The 20,667-nt window shown below is 70.9% G+C and carries 17 protein-coding genes; 9 read left to right on the top strand and 8 right to left on the bottom strand.

Annotated features, from left to right (window positions below; genetic code table 11):
* The first annotated feature begins 19 nt into the window (after positions 1 to 19).
* From GEV10_12075 to GEV10_12105, 7 genes are read left to right on the top strand one after another with little or no spacing between them, the layout of a single operon-like run.
* On the top strand, positions 20 to 1,336 hold the full coding sequence (locus GEV10_12075; GenBank protein ID MQA79192.1) for an extracellular solute-binding protein: 1,317 nt from the start codon (positions 20 to 22) through the stop codon (positions 1,334 to 1,336).
* Positions 1,333 to 2,226: an ABC transporter permease subunit gene (locus GEV10_12080; GenBank protein MQA79193.1), complete on the top strand. Its 894-nt coding sequence runs from the start codon at positions 1,333 to 1,335 to the stop codon at positions 2,224 to 2,226. The genes GEV10_12075 and GEV10_12080 overlap by 4 nt, the downstream gene beginning before the upstream one ends.
* Positions 2,226 to 3,125, top strand: coding sequence for an ABC transporter permease subunit (locus GEV10_12085; protein ID MQA79194.1), 900 nt, complete (start codon positions 2,226 to 2,228; stop codon positions 3,123 to 3,125). Before GEV10_12080 ends, GEV10_12085 begins: the two co-directional genes overlap by 1 nt.
* Complete coding sequence (locus GEV10_12090; GenBank protein MQA79195.1) at positions 3,122 to 4,576, top strand: cellulase family glycosylhydrolase; 1,455 nt, start codon at positions 3,122 to 3,124, stop codon at positions 4,574 to 4,576. Before GEV10_12085 ends, GEV10_12090 begins: the two co-directional genes overlap by 4 nt.
* A complete protein-coding gene (locus tag GEV10_12095; GenBank protein ID MQA79196.1) occupies positions 4,573 to 5,676 on the top strand; it encodes a 1,4-beta-xylanase in 1,104 nt (367 codons plus the stop codon). The genes GEV10_12090 and GEV10_12095 overlap by 4 nt, the downstream gene beginning before the upstream one ends.
* Before the next feature lie 9 nt (positions 5,677 to 5,685).
* Positions 5,686 to 8,769 carry a glycosyl hydrolase gene (locus GEV10_12100; protein MQA79197.1) on the top strand — a complete coding sequence of 1,028 codons (3,084 nt, stop codon included), beginning with the start codon at positions 5,686 to 5,688 and terminating at the stop codon, positions 8,767 to 8,769.
* A gap of 45 nt (positions 8,770 to 8,814) precedes the next feature.
* The gene (locus tag GEV10_12105) at positions 8,815 to 10,443 is read left to right on the top strand and encodes a PTS sugar transporter (protein ID MQA79198.1); all 1,629 of its coding nucleotides are present in this window, start codon (positions 8,815 to 8,817) and stop codon (positions 10,441 to 10,443) included.
* A 235-nt stretch (positions 10,444 to 10,678) separates the two neighbouring features.
* Here the strand turns inward: GEV10_12105 and GEV10_12110 are convergent, their stop codons facing one another.
* Genes GEV10_12110 through ehuB form a run of 7 tightly spaced genes read right to left on the bottom strand, consistent with a single transcriptional unit; the run spans position 10,679 to position 16,953 of the window.
* Positions 10,679 to 11,374 carry an SDR family NAD(P)-dependent oxidoreductase gene (locus tag GEV10_12110; GenBank protein ID MQA79199.1) on the bottom strand — a complete coding sequence of 232 codons (696 nt, stop codon included), beginning with the start codon at positions 11,372 to 11,374 and terminating at the stop codon, positions 10,679 to 10,681.
* The gene (locus GEV10_12115) at positions 11,371 to 12,735 is read right to left on the bottom strand and encodes a cysteine desulfurase-like protein (GenBank protein MQA79200.1); all 1,365 of its coding nucleotides are present in this window, start codon (positions 12,733 to 12,735) and stop codon (positions 11,371 to 11,373) included. Before GEV10_12115 ends, GEV10_12110 begins: the two co-directional genes overlap by 4 nt.
* Complete coding sequence (locus GEV10_12120; GenBank protein MQA79201.1) at positions 12,644 to 13,981, bottom strand: ArgE/DapE family deacylase; 1,338 nt, start codon at positions 13,979 to 13,981, stop codon at positions 12,644 to 12,646. The genes GEV10_12115 and GEV10_12120 overlap by 92 nt, the downstream gene beginning before the upstream one ends.
* Positions 13,951 to 14,742 (bottom strand): ATP-binding cassette domain-containing protein, encoded by a 792-nt coding sequence (locus GEV10_12125; GenBank protein MQA79202.1) that lies wholly within the window; start codon positions 14,740 to 14,742, stop codon positions 13,951 to 13,953. The genes GEV10_12120 and GEV10_12125 overlap by 31 nt, the downstream gene beginning before the upstream one ends.
* Entirely contained in the window at positions 14,729 to 15,382 is a 654-nt protein-coding gene (gene ehuD / locus GEV10_12130) for an ectoine/hydroxyectoine ABC transporter permease subunit EhuD (protein ID MQA79203.1), read from the bottom strand. The genes GEV10_12125 and ehuD overlap by 14 nt, the downstream gene beginning before the upstream one ends.
* 1 nt (position 15,383) lies before the next feature.
* Positions 15,384 to 16,037: an ectoine/hydroxyectoine ABC transporter permease subunit EhuC gene (gene ehuC, locus GEV10_12135; protein MQA79204.1), complete on the bottom strand. Its 654-nt coding sequence runs from the start codon at positions 16,035 to 16,037 to the stop codon at positions 15,384 to 15,386.
* A gap of 22 nt (positions 16,038 to 16,059) precedes the next feature.
* Positions 16,060 to 16,953, bottom strand: coding sequence for an ectoine/hydroxyectoine ABC transporter substrate-binding protein EhuB (gene ehuB, locus GEV10_12140; GenBank protein MQA79205.1), 894 nt, complete (start codon positions 16,951 to 16,953; stop codon positions 16,060 to 16,062).
* Positions 16,954 to 17,031: 78 nt separating this feature from the next.
* Here ehuB and GEV10_12145 point away from each other — a divergent pair, with 78 nt between their 5' ends.
* Complete coding sequence (locus tag GEV10_12145; protein ID MQA79206.1) at positions 17,032 to 18,000, top strand: SIS domain-containing protein; 969 nt, start codon at positions 17,032 to 17,034, stop codon at positions 17,998 to 18,000.
* Positions 18,001 to 18,024: 24 nt separating this feature from the next.
* Positions 18,025 to 18,963 (top strand): hypothetical protein, encoded by a 939-nt coding sequence (locus tag GEV10_12150; GenBank protein MQA79207.1) that lies wholly within the window; start codon positions 18,025 to 18,027, stop codon positions 18,961 to 18,963.
* A 9-nt stretch (positions 18,964 to 18,972) separates the two neighbouring features.
* Here the strand turns inward: GEV10_12150 and GEV10_12155 are convergent, their stop codons facing one another.
* Positions 18,973 to 20,661, bottom strand: a complete 1,689-nt coding sequence (locus tag GEV10_12155) for an urease subunit alpha (protein ID MQA79208.1) — start codon at positions 20,659 to 20,661, stop codon at positions 18,973 to 18,975.
* Positions 20,662 to 20,667 lie beyond the last annotated feature (6 nt).

The following is a 20,667-nucleotide window of genomic DNA, read 5'->3' on the forward strand; positions in this document are numbered from 1 at the left end:
GAGAGAAGGCTGATCGCCAATGCGGATCACCTCGATGAGAAAGAGACCATGGGCAGCCGCGATCGGGCTCCTCGCCGTCGCCGGACTCGTCGCCTGCGGGTCGACAGGACCCAGCCGGGGCGGTGCGGGAGGTGACTCCGACGCCCCGCTCGTCTGGGCCGTCTCCGGCGCGGCCGACGCCATCTACAAGCAGTCCGTCACGCGCTACAACAAGGCGAACGACGGCGCGCAGCTGCGGATGCAGCTGTTCCAGAACGACCCGTTCAAGCAGAAGCTCCGGGTAGCGATGGGGGCGGACCGGCCGCCCGACGTCTTCTTCGGCTGGGGCGGCGGCATCCTCGACTCGTACGTGCAGGCCGGTGACGTGCACGACCTGTCCGCGGAGATGAAGACCGACGACTGGCAGCAGCGGTTCTTCCCCAACGTCATGGACGCCGTCACGTTCGACGACAAGGTCTACGGCGTGCCGATGAACGGCGTGCAGCCGGTCGTCATGTTCTACAACAAGGACGTCTTCCGCGAGCACGACGCACAGCCGCCGAAGACGTGGCCCGAGTTCCTCGCCCTGGTGAAGAAGTTCAAGCAGGCAGGCGTGCAGCCGGTCGCGCTCGGCGGCGCCAGCAAGTGGCCCAACCTGATGTACGAGGAGTACCTCGTCGACCGCATCGGCGGCCCGCAGGTCTTCGAGGACGTGCTCGCCGGCAAGCCCGACGCCTGGTCGCATCCCGCGTTCCTGAAGGCGAACACGATGATCCAGGAGCTCGTCGACCAGGGTGCGTTCGGCAAGGGCTTCGCGTCGGTCGACTACGACATCGGCCAGCAGAGTGCCCTCCTCTACACCGGCAAGGCCGCGATGGAGGTCATGGGCACCTGGGAGTTCGGCAGCATCCTCGACGCGCAGCCCGACTTCATCAAGAAGGGAAAGCTCGGCTGGGCGTCGTTCCCGACGGTGCCCGGTGGCAAGGGTGACCCCGCGAACATCGTCGGCAACCCGGCGAACTTCTACTCGGTCTCGCAGAAGTCCACCCACAAGGAGGCTGCGGTCGACTACCTGCGCAACGGCACCATGGACGACACGTACATCGACGCGCTGATCGGTGTCGGCCAGGTGCCGCTGGTGACGGGCATCGACGAGAGGTTCGCCGACGCCGACAACGGCGAGTGGCTGAACTACGTGTACGACACGACGGAGTCCGCGCCGAGCTTCCAGATGTCGTGGGACCAGGCGCTGCCGCCCGAGCAGGCCGAGGCGCTGCTCACCAACCTCGACCAGCTCTTCCTGAAGAAGATCACGCCGCGGCAGTTCTCGGCCAACATGAACAAGACGCTGGCATGAGCACGGGCGGCGCGACGAGGGCCGGGCCCAGCCCGGTCCTCGTCCTGCCCGCCCTCGGCTTCTTCGCGGTCTTCGCTCTCGCACCCATGGCGATCGTGGCGGTGCTCAGCTTCTTCTCCTGGGACGGTCTGAACACGCCGCGCCTGATCGGCTTCGGCAACTGGACGCGGTTCGCGCAGGACTCCGTCACCCACCAGGCGATCGGCCGGAGCCTCCAGGTGATGGCGCTCAGCTGGCTGGTGCAGACGCCGGTGAGCCTGCTGCTCGGCGTGTTCCTCGCCGGCCGGCAGCGCTACCGGGCGGTCTTCGGCACGCTCTACTTCCTGCCGCTGCTGCTGTCGTCCGCGGCGATCGCGATCACCTGGAAGAACGTCCTCGACCCCAACTTCGGCCTGCTCGGCCCGCTGGGCAGGCGGTGGGAGGCATTCTCGGAGAACTGGCTCGGCAACCCCGACCTCGCGCTGTACGTGGTGATCCTGGTCGTCAGCTGGCAGCACATCCCGTTCCACACGCTGCTGTACCAGGCTGCCGCCCGCCAGGTGCCGGCGTCGCTGTACGAGGCGGCGTCGCTCGACGGCGCGGGTCGGTGGGCGCAGTTCCGTCACGTCACGCTCCCCCAGTTGCGCTACACGGTGGTGACCTCGTCCACGCTGGTGCTCGTCGGCTCGCTCACCTACTTCGACCTGGTGTTCGTGCTCACCGGCGGAGGTCCGGGGTACGCCACGCGCATCCTCCCGCTCGACATGTACGTCACCGGGTTCGCCAAGTACCAGATGGGGTACGCGAGCGCGATCGCGGTCGTGCTGGTGCTCGTCGGGGTCCTCATGTCTCTCGCCCTGGTCAGGTTCAGCGGCTTCGCCCGGATGCGCAGCAGGCTGGAGGGCGACTGATGGTCGACACGGCGCACAGGCCCGACTCCCCGCCTCGTGACGGGCAGGCGGCACGGACGTCCGTCGCCGCCGGGCGCGGCACCCGCACGGCGCCGAACGTGCTCGGCGGGCTCGCCGGCCTGCTCTGGCTGGTCATCGTCGTCGTCCCCGTGTACTGGCTGGTCGTCACCAGCCTGAAGGACCAGGCGGGGTTCCTCGGCGGCAACCCGCTACTGCCCGGCGAGGGCCTGACGCTCGACAACTACCGCGACGTGCTCGCCGCGGGCTTCGTCAGGTACCTGGCCAACAGCGTCGTCGTCGCGTTCGGAACCGTCGCGATCGTGGTGCTCACGTCGCTGATGGCCGCGCACACCATCGTGCGGTCGCCGAGCCGGTTCGTCCGCACCGCGTTCAAGATCTTCCTGCTGGGACTCGCGATCCCCGCGCAGGCGACGATCATCCCCGTCTACTTCGTGATCACCCGACTGCACCTGTACGACACCCTGCTCGCGCTCGTGCTCCCGTCCGCGGCGTTCGGCATCCCCCTGACCGTGCTGATCCTCACCGGCTTCCTGCGGGACGTGCCGACCGAGCTGTTCGACTCCATGCGCATCGACGGGGCGACCGAGTGGCAGGTGCTCTGGCGACTCGCCGCGCCGCTGAGCAGGCCCGCGCTCATCACGGTGACGATCTACAACGCGCTCCAGGTGTGGAACGGGTTCCTCTTCCCGCTGATCCTCACCCAGAGCGCGGAGGCCCGCGTACTCCCGCTCGCGCTCTGGAGCTTCCAGGGGGAGTTCACCATCAACGTGCCCGCCGTCCTCGCCGCCGTCGTGCTGTCCACGATCCCGTTGCTGGTCCTGTACGTCGTCGGCAGGCGGCAGCTGATCAGTGGTCTGACGGCGGGGTTCAGCCGATGACATCCCGACCCGACGCCGACAGTGCCAACTGCCTTCGGCGGTCCGACGACAGTGGAGGTCTCGTGAACGACCAGGTGCAGCTGCGGACGAGCGGTTCCCGCCTCGTCACCCGCGACGGCACGCCCGTCGTCCTGCGCGGTGTCGGCCTCGGTGGCTGGATGAACATGGAGAACTTCATCACCGGCTACCCGGCCACCGAGTCGCAGCAGCGGCGGGCGTTGCGCACGGTCCTCGGGGAGGACGGCGCCCGGCACTTCCTCGACCGCCTGCTCGACGCGTTCTTCACCCGCGACGACGCCGCGTTCCTCGCGTCGCTCGGCATGAACTGCGTGCGGATCCCGGTGAACTACCGGCACTTCGAGGACGACGCCGAGCCGTTCGAGCTGAAGGAGGAGGGCTTCGCGCGGCTCGACCGCGTCGTCGACGCGTGCGCCGCGGAGGGCGTCTACACGATCATCGACCTCCATGCCCTGCCCGGCTTCCAGAACCAGCACTGGCACAGCGACAACCCCACACACTGGTCGTTCTTCTGGACCCACCGGCACTTCCAGGACCGGGTCGTGCACCTGTGGGAGGCGTTCGCGGCGCGCTACCGCGACAACCCCTGGGTGGCCGGCTACAACCCGGTCAACGAGCCGGCCGACGTCTCCGGCGAGGTGATCGGCCCGTTCTACGAACGGCTCGTGACCGCCGTGCGCGCGATCGATCCCGACCACATCCTCTTCCTCGACGGCAACAGGTACTCGACCGAGTTCCAGATGTTCGGCGACCCGTGGCCGAACACGGTCTACACCGCGCACGACTACGCGCTGCCCGGCTTCGTCGACGGCGGACCGTACCCGGGCACCTCTCGCGGCCAGTACGTCGACCGCGACCAGGTGGAGGCCACCTTCCTCGCGCGCACCGCGTACATGCGCGAGACGGACACCCCGGTCTGGATCGGCGAGTTCGGCCCGGTGTACACGGGCGACGCCGACCGGGACGAGCAGCGCTACCGGTTGCTCGAGGACCAGCTGGAGATCTACGCGCGGCACGGCGCAAGCTGGTCGATCTGGACCTACAAGGACATCGGGCTCCAGGGCCTCGTGCACGCGGCACCCGACTCGGCGTACCTGCGCCGCATCGCGCCGGTGCTGGACAAGAAGGCCCGGCTCGGCGTCGACGCCTGGGGCAGCGTGGACGACGGGGTGCGGCACATCCTCGGTCCGGTCGAGGAGACGTTCGCCAAGGAGTTCCCCGACTTCGACCCGTTCCCGTTCGGGCAGCAGCAGTGGTTCAACGTGCTCGTCCGGCACATCCTGCTCGCCGAGCCGCTGGTGCGGGACTTCGCACGCTGCTTCGACGGGGCGTCGACGGACGAGTTGGACGAGGCCGCCGGCTCGTTCGCGCTCGCCGCGTGCGTACGCCGCGAGCGGCTCTGCCGGATCCTGGCAGAGGCGGCAGGACGATGAGCGCCGCACTCGACCGGCGTGCGCTGCTCCGCCTGGCCGGTGGCCTGACGGCGACAGCCGCGCTCGGCAGCACGCTGCCGGCGACGGCGACGGCGACGGTGGACGAGCGGGCGGGCGGACGCCGGCGCGGACTCCGTGACCTCGCCGCACGCCGCGGCCTGGCCGTCGGCACGGCCGTCGACATGGCCGCACTGGTCGACGACGCGCGCTACCGCGACGTCGTCGTCCGCGAGTTCGACAGCGTCACCGCCGAGAACGTCATGAAGTGGGAGGCGGTCGAGCCCGAGCGCGGTCGGCTCGACTTCGCCGCCGCGGACGCGCTCGTCCGCTTCGCTCGGCGGCACCGGCAGGTCGTGCGCGGCCACACCCTGGTGTGGCACAACCAGCTGCCGTCGTGGCTGACGGATGGCGGGTTCGGCGACGCGGAGCTCCGCTCGATCCTGCGCCGGCACGTCCACCAGGAGGCCGGCCACTTCCGCGGCCGGCTCACCGCGTGGGACGTCGTGAACGAGCCGTTCGAGGAGGACGGCTCGATGCGCGACACGATCTGGCTGCGCGCGCTCGGTCCTGAGTACGTCGAGGACGCACTCCGCTGGGCGAGTCACGCCGACCCGCGCGCCAGGCTCTACGTCAACGACTACAACGTCGAAGGGCTGGGACCCAAGAGCGACGCGATGTACGCGCTCGTGACGAGGCTGCGGCGTCGCGGTGTCCCCGTCCACGGCGTCGGCATCCAGGGACACCTGTCGATCGCGTACGACTTCCCCGCCGGGGTCGTCGAGAACGTCCGGCGCTTCACCGACCTCGGTCTCGAGGTCGCCCTCACGGAGGTCGACGTCCGCATGCCGCTGCCGGTCACCGAGGAGAAGCTCGCGGTCCAGGCCGACTACTTCGACCGGCTCCTCCGCGCGTGCCTCGCCGAGCGGCGCGCCGTCTCGTACACCGTGTGGGGCTTCACCGACCGCTACTCCTGGGTGCCCGGCACGTTCCCCGGCGAGGGCGCCGCGACACCGTTCGACGCGGACTACCGGCGCAAGCCGGCGTACCTCGCGCTGCGCGACGCGCTCACCGACCACCCGCGATCCGCCCTCCCCAGTTAGGAGACCGCCATGGACGGTCTTGCCCGCCGCACGTTCCTGCAGGGCGGCCTCGGTGCCGCCGTCGCCGCCCCCGCCGCCCGGTGGTTCGCGTCCGGCGACGCCGCGCCTGACCGCTTCCCGCTCGTCGCCGGACGCCGGGCCGCGCCGCTGGTGGTCGGTGCGCAGGACCATCCCGGCGTCGTCCGCGCGGTCGACGACCTGCGCGACGACGTGGAGCGGGTGACCGGCGTACGCCCCGACGTCACCGGCACGGCACCGCGCGGACGCGACGTGGTGCTCGTCGGCACGGTCGGCAGGAGCCCGCTCGTCGACGGGCTGGTCGACTCCGGCCGGCTCGACGTCGCCGGGATCCGCGGGAAGTGGGAGACGACGCTCCTCCAGGTGGTCGAGGACCCGTTGCCTGGCGTGCACCGCGCGCTCGTGGTCGCGGGCAGCGACCAGCGCGGCACCATCTACGGGATCTACGAGCTGTCCAGGCATATCGGCGTCTCGCCCTGGTACTGGTGGGACGACGTGCCGCCGCGGCACCGCGACGCGTTGCACGTACCGGCCGGACGTCGCACGCTGGGACCACCGGCGGTGAAGTACCGCGGCTTCTTCATCAACGACGAGAACCCCGCGCTCGACAGGTGGGTGCCAGGACAGTTCGGACCGGGACTCGCACCCGACCACCCGAACGGGTTCAACAGCAGGTTCTTCGCGCGGGTCTTCGAGACGATGCTCCGGCTGCGCGCCAACTACCTGTGGCCCGCCGTGTGGGGCCGGGCGTTCGCCGAGGACGACCCGGAGAACCACGCGACCGCGACGAGGTACGGCGTGGTGATGGGTACGTCGCACGAGGCGCCGATGATGCGCGGGATCGAGGAGTGGAACCGGCACGCCGTCCCTGCCGTGCGGGACGAGGAGGGCAACATCACCGAACCCGGCAGCGACCCGTACGGCGGCACCGGCGAGTGGAGCTTCCGCCGGAACCGCGAGGCGATCGAGGCGTACTGGACCGACGGCATCGAGCGCATGGTGCGCGACGACTTCGAGGGCGTGGTCACCCTCGGCATGCGCGGCAACGGCGACGTCAGCCTGCCCGACGGCGACGGCATCGACCTGATGCGCGAGATCCTCGCGAGCGAGCGCAGCATCCTCGGTGACGTCTCCGGAGGGGACGTCACCGAGGTGCCGCAGGTGTGGACCCTCTACAAGGAGGTGCAGCGCTACTGGGACAAGGGACTGCGGGCACCCGACGACGTCACGGTCGTCTTCTGCGACGACAACTGGGGGAACATGCGCAAGCTCCCCGACCAGAGCCTGCCAGAGCGCGCGGGCGGCTACGGCATCTACTACCACTTCGACTACGTCGGCGGCGGGCGCAACTACAAGTGGGTCGACACCAACCTGCTGCCGAACATCTGGGACCAGCTGCACCAGGCGTACGAGTACGGCGTCGACCGGCTGTGGGTCGTCAACGTCGGCGACCTGAAGAACAACGAGCTGCCGCTGCAGTTCTTCCTCGACTACGCCTGGGAGCCTGAGCGCTGGCCCGTCGAACGACTCGGCGAGTGGGAGCACGGGTACGCGGCGGAGAACTTCGGCCACGAGCACGCCGCCGAGATCGCCGAGGTGCTGCACACGTACGCGCAGCTCCAGGCCCGGCGCAAGCCGGAGCTGCTGAACCGCAGGATCAGCCTCGATCCTGACAAGGACCTCGCCACGGACTCCTCTGCGGTGGTGTACGACGACGAGGCGACTCCGTACAGCCTGGTGTCGTACCACGAGATCGAGTCGGTGACGCAGGAGTGGCGACGGCTGGCGGAGCGCGCGCGACGGATCGGGCGAGCGCTGCCCGCCGAGCTGCAGGACGCGTACTACCAGCTGGTGAGCTACCAGGTGCAGGCCACCGCGAACCTGTACGACCTGCGCCTCGCCGAGTTCACCAATCTGCACTACGCGGCGCAGCGCCGTGCTGCCACCAACCACCACGCGGCCGTCGCCGAGGCACGGTTCGACGACGACCAGGCGATGTCGGCGTACTACGACGAACGGCTCGCGGGCGGCAAATGGAAGGGCTTCCAGACGCAGCCGAAGATCGGATACGGGGACGTCGAACGGTACGGCCCCAACGCGCCGTGGCAGCAGCCCGAGCTGAACGACGAGGCCCTGCCGGACGAGATCTTCCCCGCGGTGCGCAGGATCCGGCTCCCCCGTCGGGCCGAGCTCGGCGTCGCCGTCGAGGGCTCGGCGGCATGGTGGCCGGCGGAGGAGCAGCCGGCCGTCCTGCCGGTGCTCAGCCCGTACCGCAACGGCCCGCTGCCGTACGTCGAGGTGTTCAACCGCGGCTCCGTCGCGTTCGACTACCGGATCGAGTCGGCGGAACGGTGGCTGACGGTCACGCCCGCGCGCGGCCGGGTGCACCGGCAGCGGCGCGCCGTCGTGCGCGTCGACTGGTCGCGTGCGCCGAAGGGACGTACCGAGGTGCCGATCACGGTGCACGGTCCGGGAGGTGGCACGGTGGAGGTGACCGCGGTCGTCGACCGCCCGAGCCTGCGGCGTCCACGCGGCTTCGTCGAGGCCGACGGGTACGTCTCGATCGACGCCGAGAACCACACCCACGCCGTGGACGCCGGTGGCGTCACGTGGACGCGCATCCCGGACATCGGCAGGACCGGCTCGGGCATGGAGCCGTTCCCGGTCACCGCCGCGAGCCGCACGCCCGGCGGCGACGGCCCGCGACTGGATTTCACGACGACGCTGTTCACGACCGGTGAGGTAACCGTCTGGGCGTACCTCTCGCCGAGGAACAACGTGCTCTACACCGACGGGCTGCGCTACGCCGTGTCGTTCGACGACGCGCAGCCACAGGTGGTCGACATCGTGGCGGCGACCGGCTCGGACGACACCGCGATGAACCGGCAGTGGGAGCGCAACACCTCCGACAACGTCAACAGGACGAGCACGACGCACACGATCGCCGAGCCCGGCGTCCACCGGCTGACGTTCTGGATGGTCGACCCGACCGTCGTCCTGCAGCGGCTCGTCGTCGACACCGGTGGCCTGCGCACCAGCTACCTCGGCCCTCCGGAGAGCCTCCGGCTCCCCTGAGCGCACCTTCCGTCGCGCACGGACGGGACCGATAGCGTCCTCTCCGTGACTCACCCCACCGAACACCAGGACCAGCGGACGTACCGGGTAGCGGTCGTCGGGAGCAGCGGCGGCAACCTGCGCAGCCATGGGGGCGACGACCCGGCCGCGCTGCTGGAGGAGATACGTCGGCAGCTCGACGCCGCGGGCATCGAGCTCGCGGCCGTGCAGTTCGTCGCGGCGTCCGGGTCGATGGACACCGCGCGCGACGACACGTCCGCCGCCCTGTGGCAGCTCGTGTCGGGTGTGCCGGCGCCGACCCACGAGGGCGACCTCGCGACGGTCAACGACGCCGCACGCTCGGCCGACCAGGATCTCGCGGCGGCGGTACGCGCCGGCGAGCTGCACGGGCTCGTGCTCGTCAGCGCCGACCCCGATGACACCAACAGCGCGGTCGTCGCGGCAGCGGTCGAGGCCGGCCTCCCCGCCGCGGGCACCGGCGGCACGTCACTCGCCCGCGCCCAGGCCTCCGGCCTCGACCTCGTCGCGGCGTCCGGCACCACGGGTACGACGAGCAGGACGCGCGCGGTGTCGTACGCCGCCGGCCTGGCCAGGCACTGGGACCTGCCGTACCGCCCGATCATCGGCGGGACCGACGCGCGGCACGGGGGCGACTGGCGCGACCCGTGGCGGCGGGTGAGCATCCGCGGGATCATGGTGAGCTGCCTGCCCGCGTTCATCGCGATGGCGCTGACCCTCGCGCTCAGCAAGATCCCCGGGCTCGACGTGCTCACCAAGGTCTTCGAGCTGCTGATCGCCGGCATCCCCGTCGTCGTCGCGGCGATGGCGGCGCGCCGGGTGTCCGGCCTCGGCGAGGTCGGCGTGATCGCGGGCATCGTCGCGGGCCTGCTCTCCGTATCCGGCGGCATCCTCGGCGGCCTCGTCGGCGGCATCCTCGCCGGCGCCCTGGCGCACTACCTGCTGACGGCGACGGTCCGCTGGCGCTTCCCGGCCACGACGGCGAACATCGTGTCCGGCGGCCTGTCCGGACTCGCGGCCGGCCTGCTCGTCCACTTCGCGCTCGCGCCCGTCACCAGCGCCGCGGGACGCGGCATCAAGGCCGGCATCGAGGCGCTCGTCGACTTCAACCCGCTCCTCGCGGGCGCCGTCGCGGGCCTGGTGATGTGGCCGGCGATCATCGCCGGCATCTACCACTCGGTGGTGCTGCCGCTGGTGCTGCTGGAGATGTCGCAGAAGGGCCACAGCTTCTTCGGCGGCATCGACATGGTGGGCCTGGTCATGGTCTCGTTCGGCATCACCCTGGCCAACACCCTCGCGCCCCGCGACAAGGGCGAACGCCCGCTCGCGGCGTCCGGCGCACTGGTGAACTTCGGCTTCGGCACGTTCGTCGAGGCCGCGTACCCGTTCATGTTCGGCGACAAGCGCGTGTTCGCCGCAGCGATCGTCAGCGCGACGGCCGGCGGCGCCGTCGCCGGCGTCTTCGGCGTCGAGGCCACCGCATACGTCCCGACGGTCGTCGCGCCGTTCGTGTCGACGTCCGCGCTCGGCCTCGTCGCCGCGATGCTCGTCAGCGGAGGCAGCGCGTTCGTCCTGACCTTGCTGGCCAACCTGCATGCGCGACGCCGCGCCGCTCGGGCCGCTCGCGTCGGGTCCGCCGCCTCACCCCTTTCTTGATGGTGTAAGTCGATCGTCGGGTGCCGTTCACAGGTGCGCTCCGAGGGTCATCGGCGGAGCTTCACCTCACCGACATGGACTTCACCTCGTCCCGGCACGAGGTGAAGTCCACGTTGATCACGTGCACGTGATCAAACAGTGCGGGCGCGAGCCTAGTGACGATTCAGTGTCAGGCGTCGCCATAGCCACGCCTGGCACTGATTGACAACGTTGCGGAAGTCGACCCACGGAGCGGTCAGGTGTCCTGGGCCGTGGGGCGGAGGAAGATCTCGTTGACGTCCACATCCGGCGGCTGCGACACGGCGTACAGCACGGCGGACGCGACGGCGTCGGGAGCGAGGCGGCCGGCCGCCGGCTCGCCGAGCAGCGGCGTGTCGACCAGGCCGGGCTCGATCACGGTGACGCGGACACCGGTGCCGTTCAGCTCCAGCCGCGCCGCCTCGCCCATGCCGGTGACGGCGCACTTGGTGGCGCCGTACAGGCTGCCCGCCAGCGCGCGGCGGCCCGCGGCCGAGCTGGTGAGGACGAGGTGGCCGCGCGACGCCTCGAGCGCGTCGAGGGTCGCCCTGATCGTCAGCGCGGTGCCGTAGACGTTGGTCAGCACCATCGTGCGCCAGCGGTCCGCGGTGTCGGCGCGGAAGCCGGGGGTCACCGTGACGCCGGCGTTCGCGACGGCCACGTCGATACGCCCGAACGCCGCCAGCGCTTCGTCGACCATCCGCCGCTGGTCGTCCCACTCCGCGACGTCGCAGGTCACGGCGAGCACGCGCTCAGGACCGCCGAGCTCGTCACGCAGCTCCGCCAACCGTTCGGACGACCGGGCCGCGGCGACGACGCGGTAACCGGCCGCCGCCGCACGGCGCACCGTCGCCGCGCCGATCCCGCTGCTCGCTCCCGTGACGAGCAGCACCGGGTCACCGGTCGGCGTCATGCGGGCGAACGCGTCGTCAGCTGCTCGATCGCGGTGAGAGCGCGGTCGACCTCCGCTGCCGTGTTGTAGTGCAGTAGGCCGATGCGCACCGCGCCGCCGGTGTCGTCGAGGTCGAGGAGGCGCATCAGCTCGTACGCGTAGTAGTTGCCGCTCCAGACACAGATCCGCTCGTCGGCGAGGGCCTCGGCGACCGGGCGCGCCGTCCAGCCGTCGATGCGGAACGCGAGCGTCGGCGTGCGCCTGGCGGCCGCGCCGTACACGGTGACGCCGGGCATCGACCGCAAGCCCTCGAGCAGGGTGGCGAAGAGCTCGCCGCAGTACGCCTCGATCGCGTGCGCCGCCACGAGCAGGCGGGCACGACGCGTGCCCCGCGCGGCGGTCAGGTCGGCGAGGTGGTCGACCGCCGCGTCGAGCCCGGCGTACAGCTCGAACGGCGGCGTGCCCCACTCGAAGCGCGCGGGCACGTCGTCGGAGGCGGGCACGAGCTTCGCCGGCCGCAGAGCCTCCAGCACGGCGGGATCGGCCGCGACGCACCCGAGGTGCGGCCCGAAGAACTTGTACGACGAGCACGCGTACAGGTCGGCGCCCAGCTCGGCCATGTCGACCGGGCCGTGCGGTGTCGCGTGGACGCCGTCGACGTAGACGACCGCACCGGCGGCGTGCGCGCGGTCGGCGACGCCGCGCACGTCGGGACGCGTGCCGACCGCGTTGGACGCGGCGGTCACCGCGACGAGCCTCGTGCGCTCGCCGATCAGGTCGTCGTACTGCTCGACCGGGAGCTCGCAGGTGACCGGGTCGACGTCGGCCCAACGTACGGTCGCACCGGCGCGCTCGGCGTGGATCACCCACGGCCGGACGTTGGCGTCGTGGTCGAGCCTGCTCACGACGATCTCGTCGCCGGGCTGCCAGGACTGCGCGAACGCGTCGGCGAGCCGGAACGTCAGCGCCGTCATGCTCGACCCGAGGACGACACCGGCAGGATCGGCGCCGACGAGGTCCGCGACCGCGCGCCTGGCGGCCTCGACCGTGGCGTCGGAGCGTCGACTCGCCGCGAACGCCCCGTGCTCGTTCGACATGGCCTCGTGCATCGCGCGATCGACCGCGTGGATCACCGGGAGCGGCGCCTGGCTGCCCCCGGGACCGTCGAAGTACGCATGACCGTCACCGAGCGCCGGATACAGCGACCGTCGCTGGTCCAGGGGTCGCAGGCTCGTCGCATCGACGTCGATCGTCACGCTGTCTCCTTCGCTGTGCACTCCGTCGGTTCTGTCACGCCACACCGCACCAGTCCAGCACGGCGAGCGCGTACGTGCGGGCGGCGAGATGGACCTCGTCGAGCGCCACCGACTCGTCGTCGGCATGGGCCGCGGCGAGCGCGCCGGGCCCGAACACGACGGCCGGCGTGCCCGCCGCCTGCAGGTGGGCCGCGTCGGAGACCCCCTGGCTCGCCGCGAGCTCCAGTCGCGCGTCACCGGACGCCGCGCGCGCGAAGCTCTCCCGCATGCAGGTCACGCCCGGGTGGTCGGACGGGGTCGACAGCGGCGGCCAGCGGAACTCCCACCACTCGATCTCCGGCGGGTGCTCGCGCAGCCACGGGTCGAGCCGCGCCGCGCGCGCCACGTGGGTCTCGATCTCGCGCTCGACGTCCTCCGGCGCCTCGTCCGGATGGTGGATGACGCTGTAGTGCGTCGACATCCAGTTGGGCAGGATCGCGGGGACGGGGGTGTCGTCGGCCTGCGCGCGCACGACCGCGGGAGACAGGGCGAAGTGCCCGTTGCGGAAGAGCGGATGGCGCTTGGTCTCGGCCCACTCCTGTTCGAGCTGGCGCAGCGCGGAGTAGACGTAGAACCCTTTGTCGATCGCATTCACCCCGGCCGCGGAGCCCTGGTTGGTGGGGTGCACGGTCTCTCCACGCAGGCAGCCGTGCGCCCGCCTGCCCCGCACGGTCACGGTGAACCGGCGCAGTCCGGGCGACGCGATCTGCAGCGTCCTGGTGCCGTCGACGAGGCCCGAGGGCTCCGCGACGATCGCCAGGTCGGCCGCGAAGCCGCGCCCGATCGCAGCCCTGATGCCCGCGTCGTGCTCGCCGGTCTCCTCGCCGACCACGGCCTGCAGCTGCAGGTCACCCGCGAGCGTGATGCCGGCACGCCGCAACGCGAGCACCGCGAACGCCTGCGCCACGAGCCCCGCCTTCATGTCGGCGGTGCCGCGGCCGTACAGCCGTCCGCCCTCGACGTGGGCGTCGAACGGCGGGTGCGTCCAGCCGGCGGCGTCTCCCGGCGGCACGACGTCGACGTGCCCGTTGAGGACGAGCGAACGCCCGCCACCGGTGCCACGCAGCGTGCCGAGGGCGTTGCCGCGACCCGGCTCGACCTCGACGATCTCGGTCGTCGCACCGGCTTCGGCGTAGACACCGGCGAGCAGCTCGGCGACCTCGGTCTCGCGACCGAGCCAGTCGGTGCGCTCGACACCCGGGTACGCCGGGCTCACGCTCGGGATGCGGACGGCCGCCCGCAACGTCGTCTCCAGCCGCTCGCTCAGGGCGTGCAGCTCGGCGACCACCGCCTCGACCTCGGTCACAGGGTGTCGGCCTCCTGCCAGCCCCACCGGGCGAGGACGTTCCTGAGGAACGCCCGCGTCCGTTCGCTGTCCGGCGACTTGAAGACCTTGTCCGGCGTGCCCTCCTCGACGATACGGCCCGCGTCCATGAACACGACGCGGTCGGCGATGTCGTAGGCGAACGACATCTCGTGCGTGACGAGCACCATGGTCATGCCGGAGTGCTCGGCGAGCTCCTTGATCACCTGCAGCACCTCCTCCACTCGTTCGGGGTCGAGGGCCGAGGTCACCTCGTCGAACATCATGATCTGCGGCTGCATGGCGAGCGCCCGCGCGATGGCCACGCGCTGCTGCTCCCCGCCCGACATCTGCCGCGGGTACGCGTGCGCCCGTTCGCGCAGTCCCACCCGGGTGAGCAGCTCCATGGCCTGCGCCAGGGCGGTGCGCCGCGGCACGCGCAGCACCTGGGTCGGCGCCTCGGCGACGTTCTCGACGGCGGTCAGCCGGGGGAACAGGTTGAACTGCTGGAAGACCATGCCGATCTTCCCACGGATGCGCCGGGTCGCCCGCTTGTCGGACAGCACGAGCGGCTCGCCGTCGATCTCGATCACGCCGGCCGTGCACTCCTCCAGCGTCATGAGCAGCCGCAGCAGCGTCGACTTGCCCGACCCGCTCGGGCCGATGACGGCGATGCGTTCTCCCGGCCGGACGGCGAGGTCGATCTCGTCCAGCACGCGCAGGTCGCCGAACGACTTCGTGACGCCGCTCAGCCGGATCGACGGCACCTCGGGTGCGTCAGGTTCGGACATCGAGCCTTGCCTCCAGCCGGCCGACGAGCAGGGACACCGGGATGCAGATGACCAGGTAGATCAACGCGACGAGCGTGAACGGTTCCAGGTACTTGTACGAGAGCCCGCCGACGTTGCGTGCCGCGTTGACCAGCTCCACGACGCTGATCGTGGCGAGCAGCGAGCTCTCCTTGAACATGGCGATCAGGTAGCTGCCGAACTCGGGGACCAGCGGCGGCGCGGCGTACGGGAGCGTGATCCTGCGCCACGTCACCCGCGTCGGCAGGTTCAACGCGGCCGCGGCGTCCCACTGGCCGCGCGGCACGGCATCGATGCCGGATCGGTAGACCTCTGCCAGGTACGGACTGAAGTTGAGGCCGAGCGCGATGATGCCGGTCAGCACCGCGGGCAGCTTGATGCCGTAGGTCGGGAGGATGTAGAAGAGCACGAACAGCTGGATGAGGAACGGTGTGTTGCGCACCACCTCGACGTACGCGCGCACCAGGCCGCGGACGACCGCCTGCCGCGACCTCGCCAGCGCCGCGAGCACCAGCCCGCCGAGCAGCGCCAGCGCGAACGCCGTGCAGGTGGCGTACACCGTGACCCACGCACCGCGGATCAGGTACGGCAGGCTCTCCCTGGCGAACTCGAGATCGAACATGTCAGGCCCCTGCCGCTCGTACGCCGACGCGCCGCTCGAGCCACCGGACGCCGAGGCTCAGCGGGAAGCAGATGCAGAAGTACATGAGCAGGACGAGGGCGTAGACGCGGCCGGCGTCGTCGGTGAGCACGAACAGCTGCTGTCCCTGGAACGCCAGGTCGGCCACCGTGATGAGCGACACCAGCGAGCTCTCCTTGACGAGGATGATCGCCCGGTTGCCGAACAGCGGCACCATCGGCAGCAGCGCCGTCGGCACGACGATGCGGCGGAACGTCAGCGCCGGCGACATGTTGAGCGCGGTGGCCGCCTCCCGCAGGCCGGGGTCGACCGCGAGGATCCGCGAGCGCACGATCTCGGCGCCGTACGCCGCGGTGTTCGCGGTCAGCGCGAGGACCGCCGTGGTGAACGGCCCGAGGCCGGGGACGACCAGGGGCAGGACGTAGTAGAAGTAGAAGAGCTGCACGAGCAACGAGGTGCCGCGGAACAGGTCGCAGTAGACGCGGGCGACCGCGCGCACGGGCCACCACGGCGCCACCCGCGCGAAGCCGACGAGGAACGACGCCACGAGCGAGCACGCGCCGGACACCACCGTGATCTGGACGGTGACCCACGCACCGCGGAGCAGCGCGGGCAGGAGCTCGATCCACGAGGACATCGTGATCAGACGTCTCGCGCCGTCACTTCGCCTGGCGGAGACTCTTGCTGGTCAGCCCGTCCTCGGAGAGGTTCTCCTCCGTGAGGCCGTAGCGTTCGAGGATCTTCAGCACCGTGCCGTCCTCGCGCATCGCCGCGAGGCGCTCGTCGAGCGCCTCCCGCAGCGAGGTGTCCTTCGACCTGATGGCGAGCGCGCCGTGGTTGAACATCGGCTTGCCCGCGTCGTCGTGGATCTGCTCGTACGGGGTGGCGATCGCGAGCTCCGGCCGGCCCTTGACCACACCGGCGGCCTCGGGCTGCGGCAGGTAGACAGCGTCGACGCGCTTGCTCTCCAACGCACGGACGGCCGTCTCAGGAGCGGGGAACAGGACGGTCCTGTTCTCGGGCACCTTCGCGGTCTTCAGGTCCGTCACCTGCGTCGTGCCGACGAGGGTCGCCACCTTGACCTTGTCGTCCTTCGCGATGCCGGCGACGCTCCCGATGCCCTTGGGGTTGCCCTTGTGCACGACCATCGCCATGCCGGCGCGGTAGAACGGGTTCGTGAAGCCGACCTGCGCGCACCGCTCCGGCTTGATGTACATGCCGTTCGCGATGACGTCGTACTTGTCCGCGTTGAGGCCGGGGATGTAGGCGCTCGTGTCGCCGACCCACGTCGGCACCACCTTGTCGACGCCCAGCGGCTTCATCGCCGCGGAGATCATGTCGATGACGAAGCCCTCGAGCTTGCCGTCCGTCGTCGAGTACGAGTACGGCTTGAAGTTCGCCGTGCCGATGCGGATGCTCTTGCTCTTCTTGATCTTCGCCAGCGCGTCGCTGCCGCCGCCGGAGCCCGATCCGCAGCCGGTCGCGAACGCACCGACACCGCCCGCGAGGACGACCGCCGTTCCGAGGAACCGCCGTCTCGACATCTCGGTCATGGGGCACGACCTTCCGCTGCAACCGCCGGGAGCCCGGCGGGCCTTGACTCGACCACCCGAGAATGACACGGTTCATGAATGCGGTCAATCGAGCAGACTGAATCGAAGGATTCAGTCGCGGCCCGCGAGGTCCTGGAGACGATCAGGGCGGAGATGGCCGGCTTCTCGCCCGGCGAGCGGAAGGTGGCCAGGGCACTCCTGGCCGGGCCGCCGACGATCGGGCTCGAACCGTCCGCGCGACTGGCGAGCCAGGCCGGCGTCAGCGGTCCCACCGTGATCCGCTTCGCGAACCGGCTCGGCTTCGCCAGGTACGGGGATTTCCAGGACGCCCTGCGCGGCGAGCTCGGCGCGCGCCTACTCTCCCCGGTCGCGCGCTACGCGGAGCAGTCCGGCAGGTCGCGGCCGGCGGAGCAGGGGACGTCACCGTCGGTCGGCGACACGCTGAGCACGGTCGTCGCGGACTCGCTGCGTGACCTGCCTCCCGACGAGCTGCGTCGCGCGGTGTCCCTGCTCGGTGACCAGCGCCGTACGGTCACCGTCTTCGGGGGATGGTTCAGCAGCATCCTCGGCCAGTACCTCGCGGCGATGCTCCAGGAGATGCGGTCCGGCGTGCGCTATGTCGGCCACACCTCCCGCGAGCGCACGGTGGCGATCATGGAGGCCAGGGCCAAGGATGTCGCCGTCGTCTTCGACTACCGCAGGTACGACGAGGTGACGGTCGAGTTCGCCCACGCCCAGCACGACGCCGGCGCGACCCTCGTCCTGCTCACGGACCGCTGGCTCTCCCCCATCTCCGACATAGCCGACGTGGTCCTCCCCACGGCGGGCGAGACCTACTCGCCGTTCGTCACGCTGACGCCCGCGATAGCGATCGTCGAGGTCCTCGCGGTCGGGATCATCAACAGCGGCGGCGACCGGGTCACGTCCCGGTTCGAGCGGTTCAACGCGGTGGCCGATCGGCTCGACCCGAGGTGGGGCGTGACGACCGAGGAGGACGAGGGAACCGCATCTCCGCGGGTGGACCCGCGGCCGAGGAGAAGGAGCTGACGGCATGGACACGAGGAACCGCTCATGGCGATGACGGTGGCCGACGGTGCGCGGCGCATCGTCACGGTCTGCGCCGGCGTGCAGCCGGGCGAGCGCGTGGCGGTGCTGCTCGACGACGACGTGCGCGAGGGTGTGGCCGGCGCGCTGGCCGACGCGGTCAGCGCGGTCGGCGCGCAGCCGGTCCTGCACCGGATCGACCTGGCGGAGGCGTACGACGACGACCTGCTCGGCCACGACGTCATGCTGGGGCTGACCGGTTCGAGCCTGTACCACAGCGATCTCGGCCGCGCCGCCGCCGCGCGGGGCACCAGGGTGCTCGCCCTGACGGCGTGCGACGAGGGCACGTTCAGCGGGGGCGCCATCGAGGCCGACTTCGCGGCGCTCGAGCCACGCGCGCTCGACCTGTCCGACCGCCTCGGCCGCGCCGACGCGATCGAGGTCACGACACCCCGCGGCTTCCACCTCACCGCCGACATCTCCGGACGTGAGGGCTACTCGTGCACGGGTCGTGCCACCACGCCGGGGTCGCGGTCGGGCTGCCCCGACATCGAGGCGTACATCGCCGCGGTCGAGGACTCGGTCGAGGGCACCGTCGTCGTCGACGGCAGCAGCACGCCGTACGGGCTCCTCGACGAGCCGGTGACGATCACGGTCGCCGGTGGGCGCGCGACCGACGTCAAGGGTGGCGAGCATGCCGACCTGCTGCGCGACTTCCTCGACGCCAACGGGCCGGACGCGCGGACGTTCGCCGAGTTCGGCTTCGGCCTCAACCCGTGCGCCAAGGTCATCGGCAAGATCATCGAGGACGAGGCGACGTACGGCACCGGACACGTGGCGTTCGGCAGCAACGAGTCGTTCGGCGGGCACACGCGGGCGCCGATCCACCTCGACCTCGTGTACTGGCACCCCACGCTGACCCTCGACGGCGTCGTCGTCATGCGTGGCGGCGTGCTGGAGGTCTGACCCTAGCCGTCACGCGAGGTGGTGTAGGCGCGTCAGCGGCAGCACCGTCGCGGGCGGCAGTCCGGTCGGGCGGTCGTCGACGAGCACGGCACTGCCGTCCCTCGGCACCGTCACCCGCGGCACGTAGTCGTTGTGGAGCATGTCGGCGCGGGTCAGGTCGCGTGACGCCGTGACGGGCAGGTAGCTCACACCGGCCGGCAGCCGCCGCAGCGCGGCCGCGTCGTCGAGCGCCTCGCGCGCGACGAACACGTGCGCCAGCTGTCGCGGCGCGCCACCCATCGCACCGAAGTACGGGCGGTAGGTGCGCGGCTGGCCGAACCTCGTCGACGCCGAGCCCGGCGCGCTCACGCCCCACGCGACGGACCCCGACTTCAGCACCAGCTCCGGTTTCGCGCCGAACCATCCGGGCTGCCAGAGCACGAGGTCGGCGACCTTGCCCGGCGCGATGCTGCCGATCTCGTGCGCCATGCCGTGCGCGATCGCCGGGTTGAGCGTGATCTTCGCCAGGTAGCGCAGCACGCGTGCGTTGTCGTGGCCGTCCGCGCCGGCGCCGTTAACGACCTCGGTCGCCTTCGCGTGGGACGCGACCTGCCACGTGCGCCGTACGGTCTCGCCGACGCGTCCCATGCCCATCGAGTCGGAGTTGACGATGCTCACGGCGCCGAGGTCCTGCAACGCGTTCTCCGCCGCGATCGCGTGCGCGCGTACGCGGGACCTGGTCACCTCGACGTCGCCGGGCAGCAGGGCGTTCTGCCGGTGCACCGTCATCGTCATCGGGAACAGCTCGGCCGCGGTGTTCACCGTGTACGGCAGCGTCGGCGTCGTCGACGACGCGAGCACGTGCGGGTGCGCGAGGATCTCCAGCAGGTCGGGATGGCCGCCGCCGCCCTCGACGTGGTACGCGTGCACCGTGCGGCCGCGGGTCGCGTCGAGGGTGTCGTGCAGCAGGCCGGACTCGTTGAGCGAGTCGGTGTGCAGCGCGACGGGGAGGTCGGCGGCGTCGGCGACTGACAGGCAGGTGTCGACGACGGCCGGCTGCGCGCCGAAGTCCTCGTGCACCTTGAACCCGCCGGCGCCCGCGAGCACCGCCGCCTCCAGCGGGCCGCGGCGGACGGACGAGCCACGCGCGAGGAACGCGACGTTGACCGGCACCTGCCGCCACGCCTCGATCATCAGGTCGAGGTTGCGCTTCGGATTCACGCCGACGTCCCACACGCCGCCGATGCCCATGCCCACGACCGTGGTCACGCCGGACGAGAGCGCCACGTCGAGCAGCGCGGGGCTCGACAGGTGGACGTGCGAGTCGACGACGCCGGGCGTGACGATCATGCCCTCCGCCGGCACGATCGCCGTGTGCGGACCCACCGCGAGCACGACGTCGTCGACGGCATCGGGTGACCCAGCCCGTCCGACGCCGACGATGCGGCCGTCCTTGACGCCGATGTTCGACTTCCGCACGCCGAGCAGCGGGTCGAGGATCAGCGCGTTGGTCACGATCAGGTCGAGCTCGGACGCCCGGCCGCCGCTCGTCGACAGCAGTCCCTCACGCACCGTCTTGCCACATCCGCCGAGCAGCTCGTCGCCCGCCTCGGTGTCGTCACGCTCGACCTCGACGACGAGCCCCGTGTCGGCGAGGCGTACGCGGTCACCGGTCGTCGGGCCGTAGACCTGCGCGTAGGTCGTGCGATCGAACGTCATGTCGGG

It is taken from the genome of Streptosporangiales bacterium (assembly GCA_009379955.1).
In the GTDB taxonomy this organism is placed as follows: Bacteria; Actinomycetota; Actinomycetes; order Streptosporangiales; family WHST01; genus WHST01.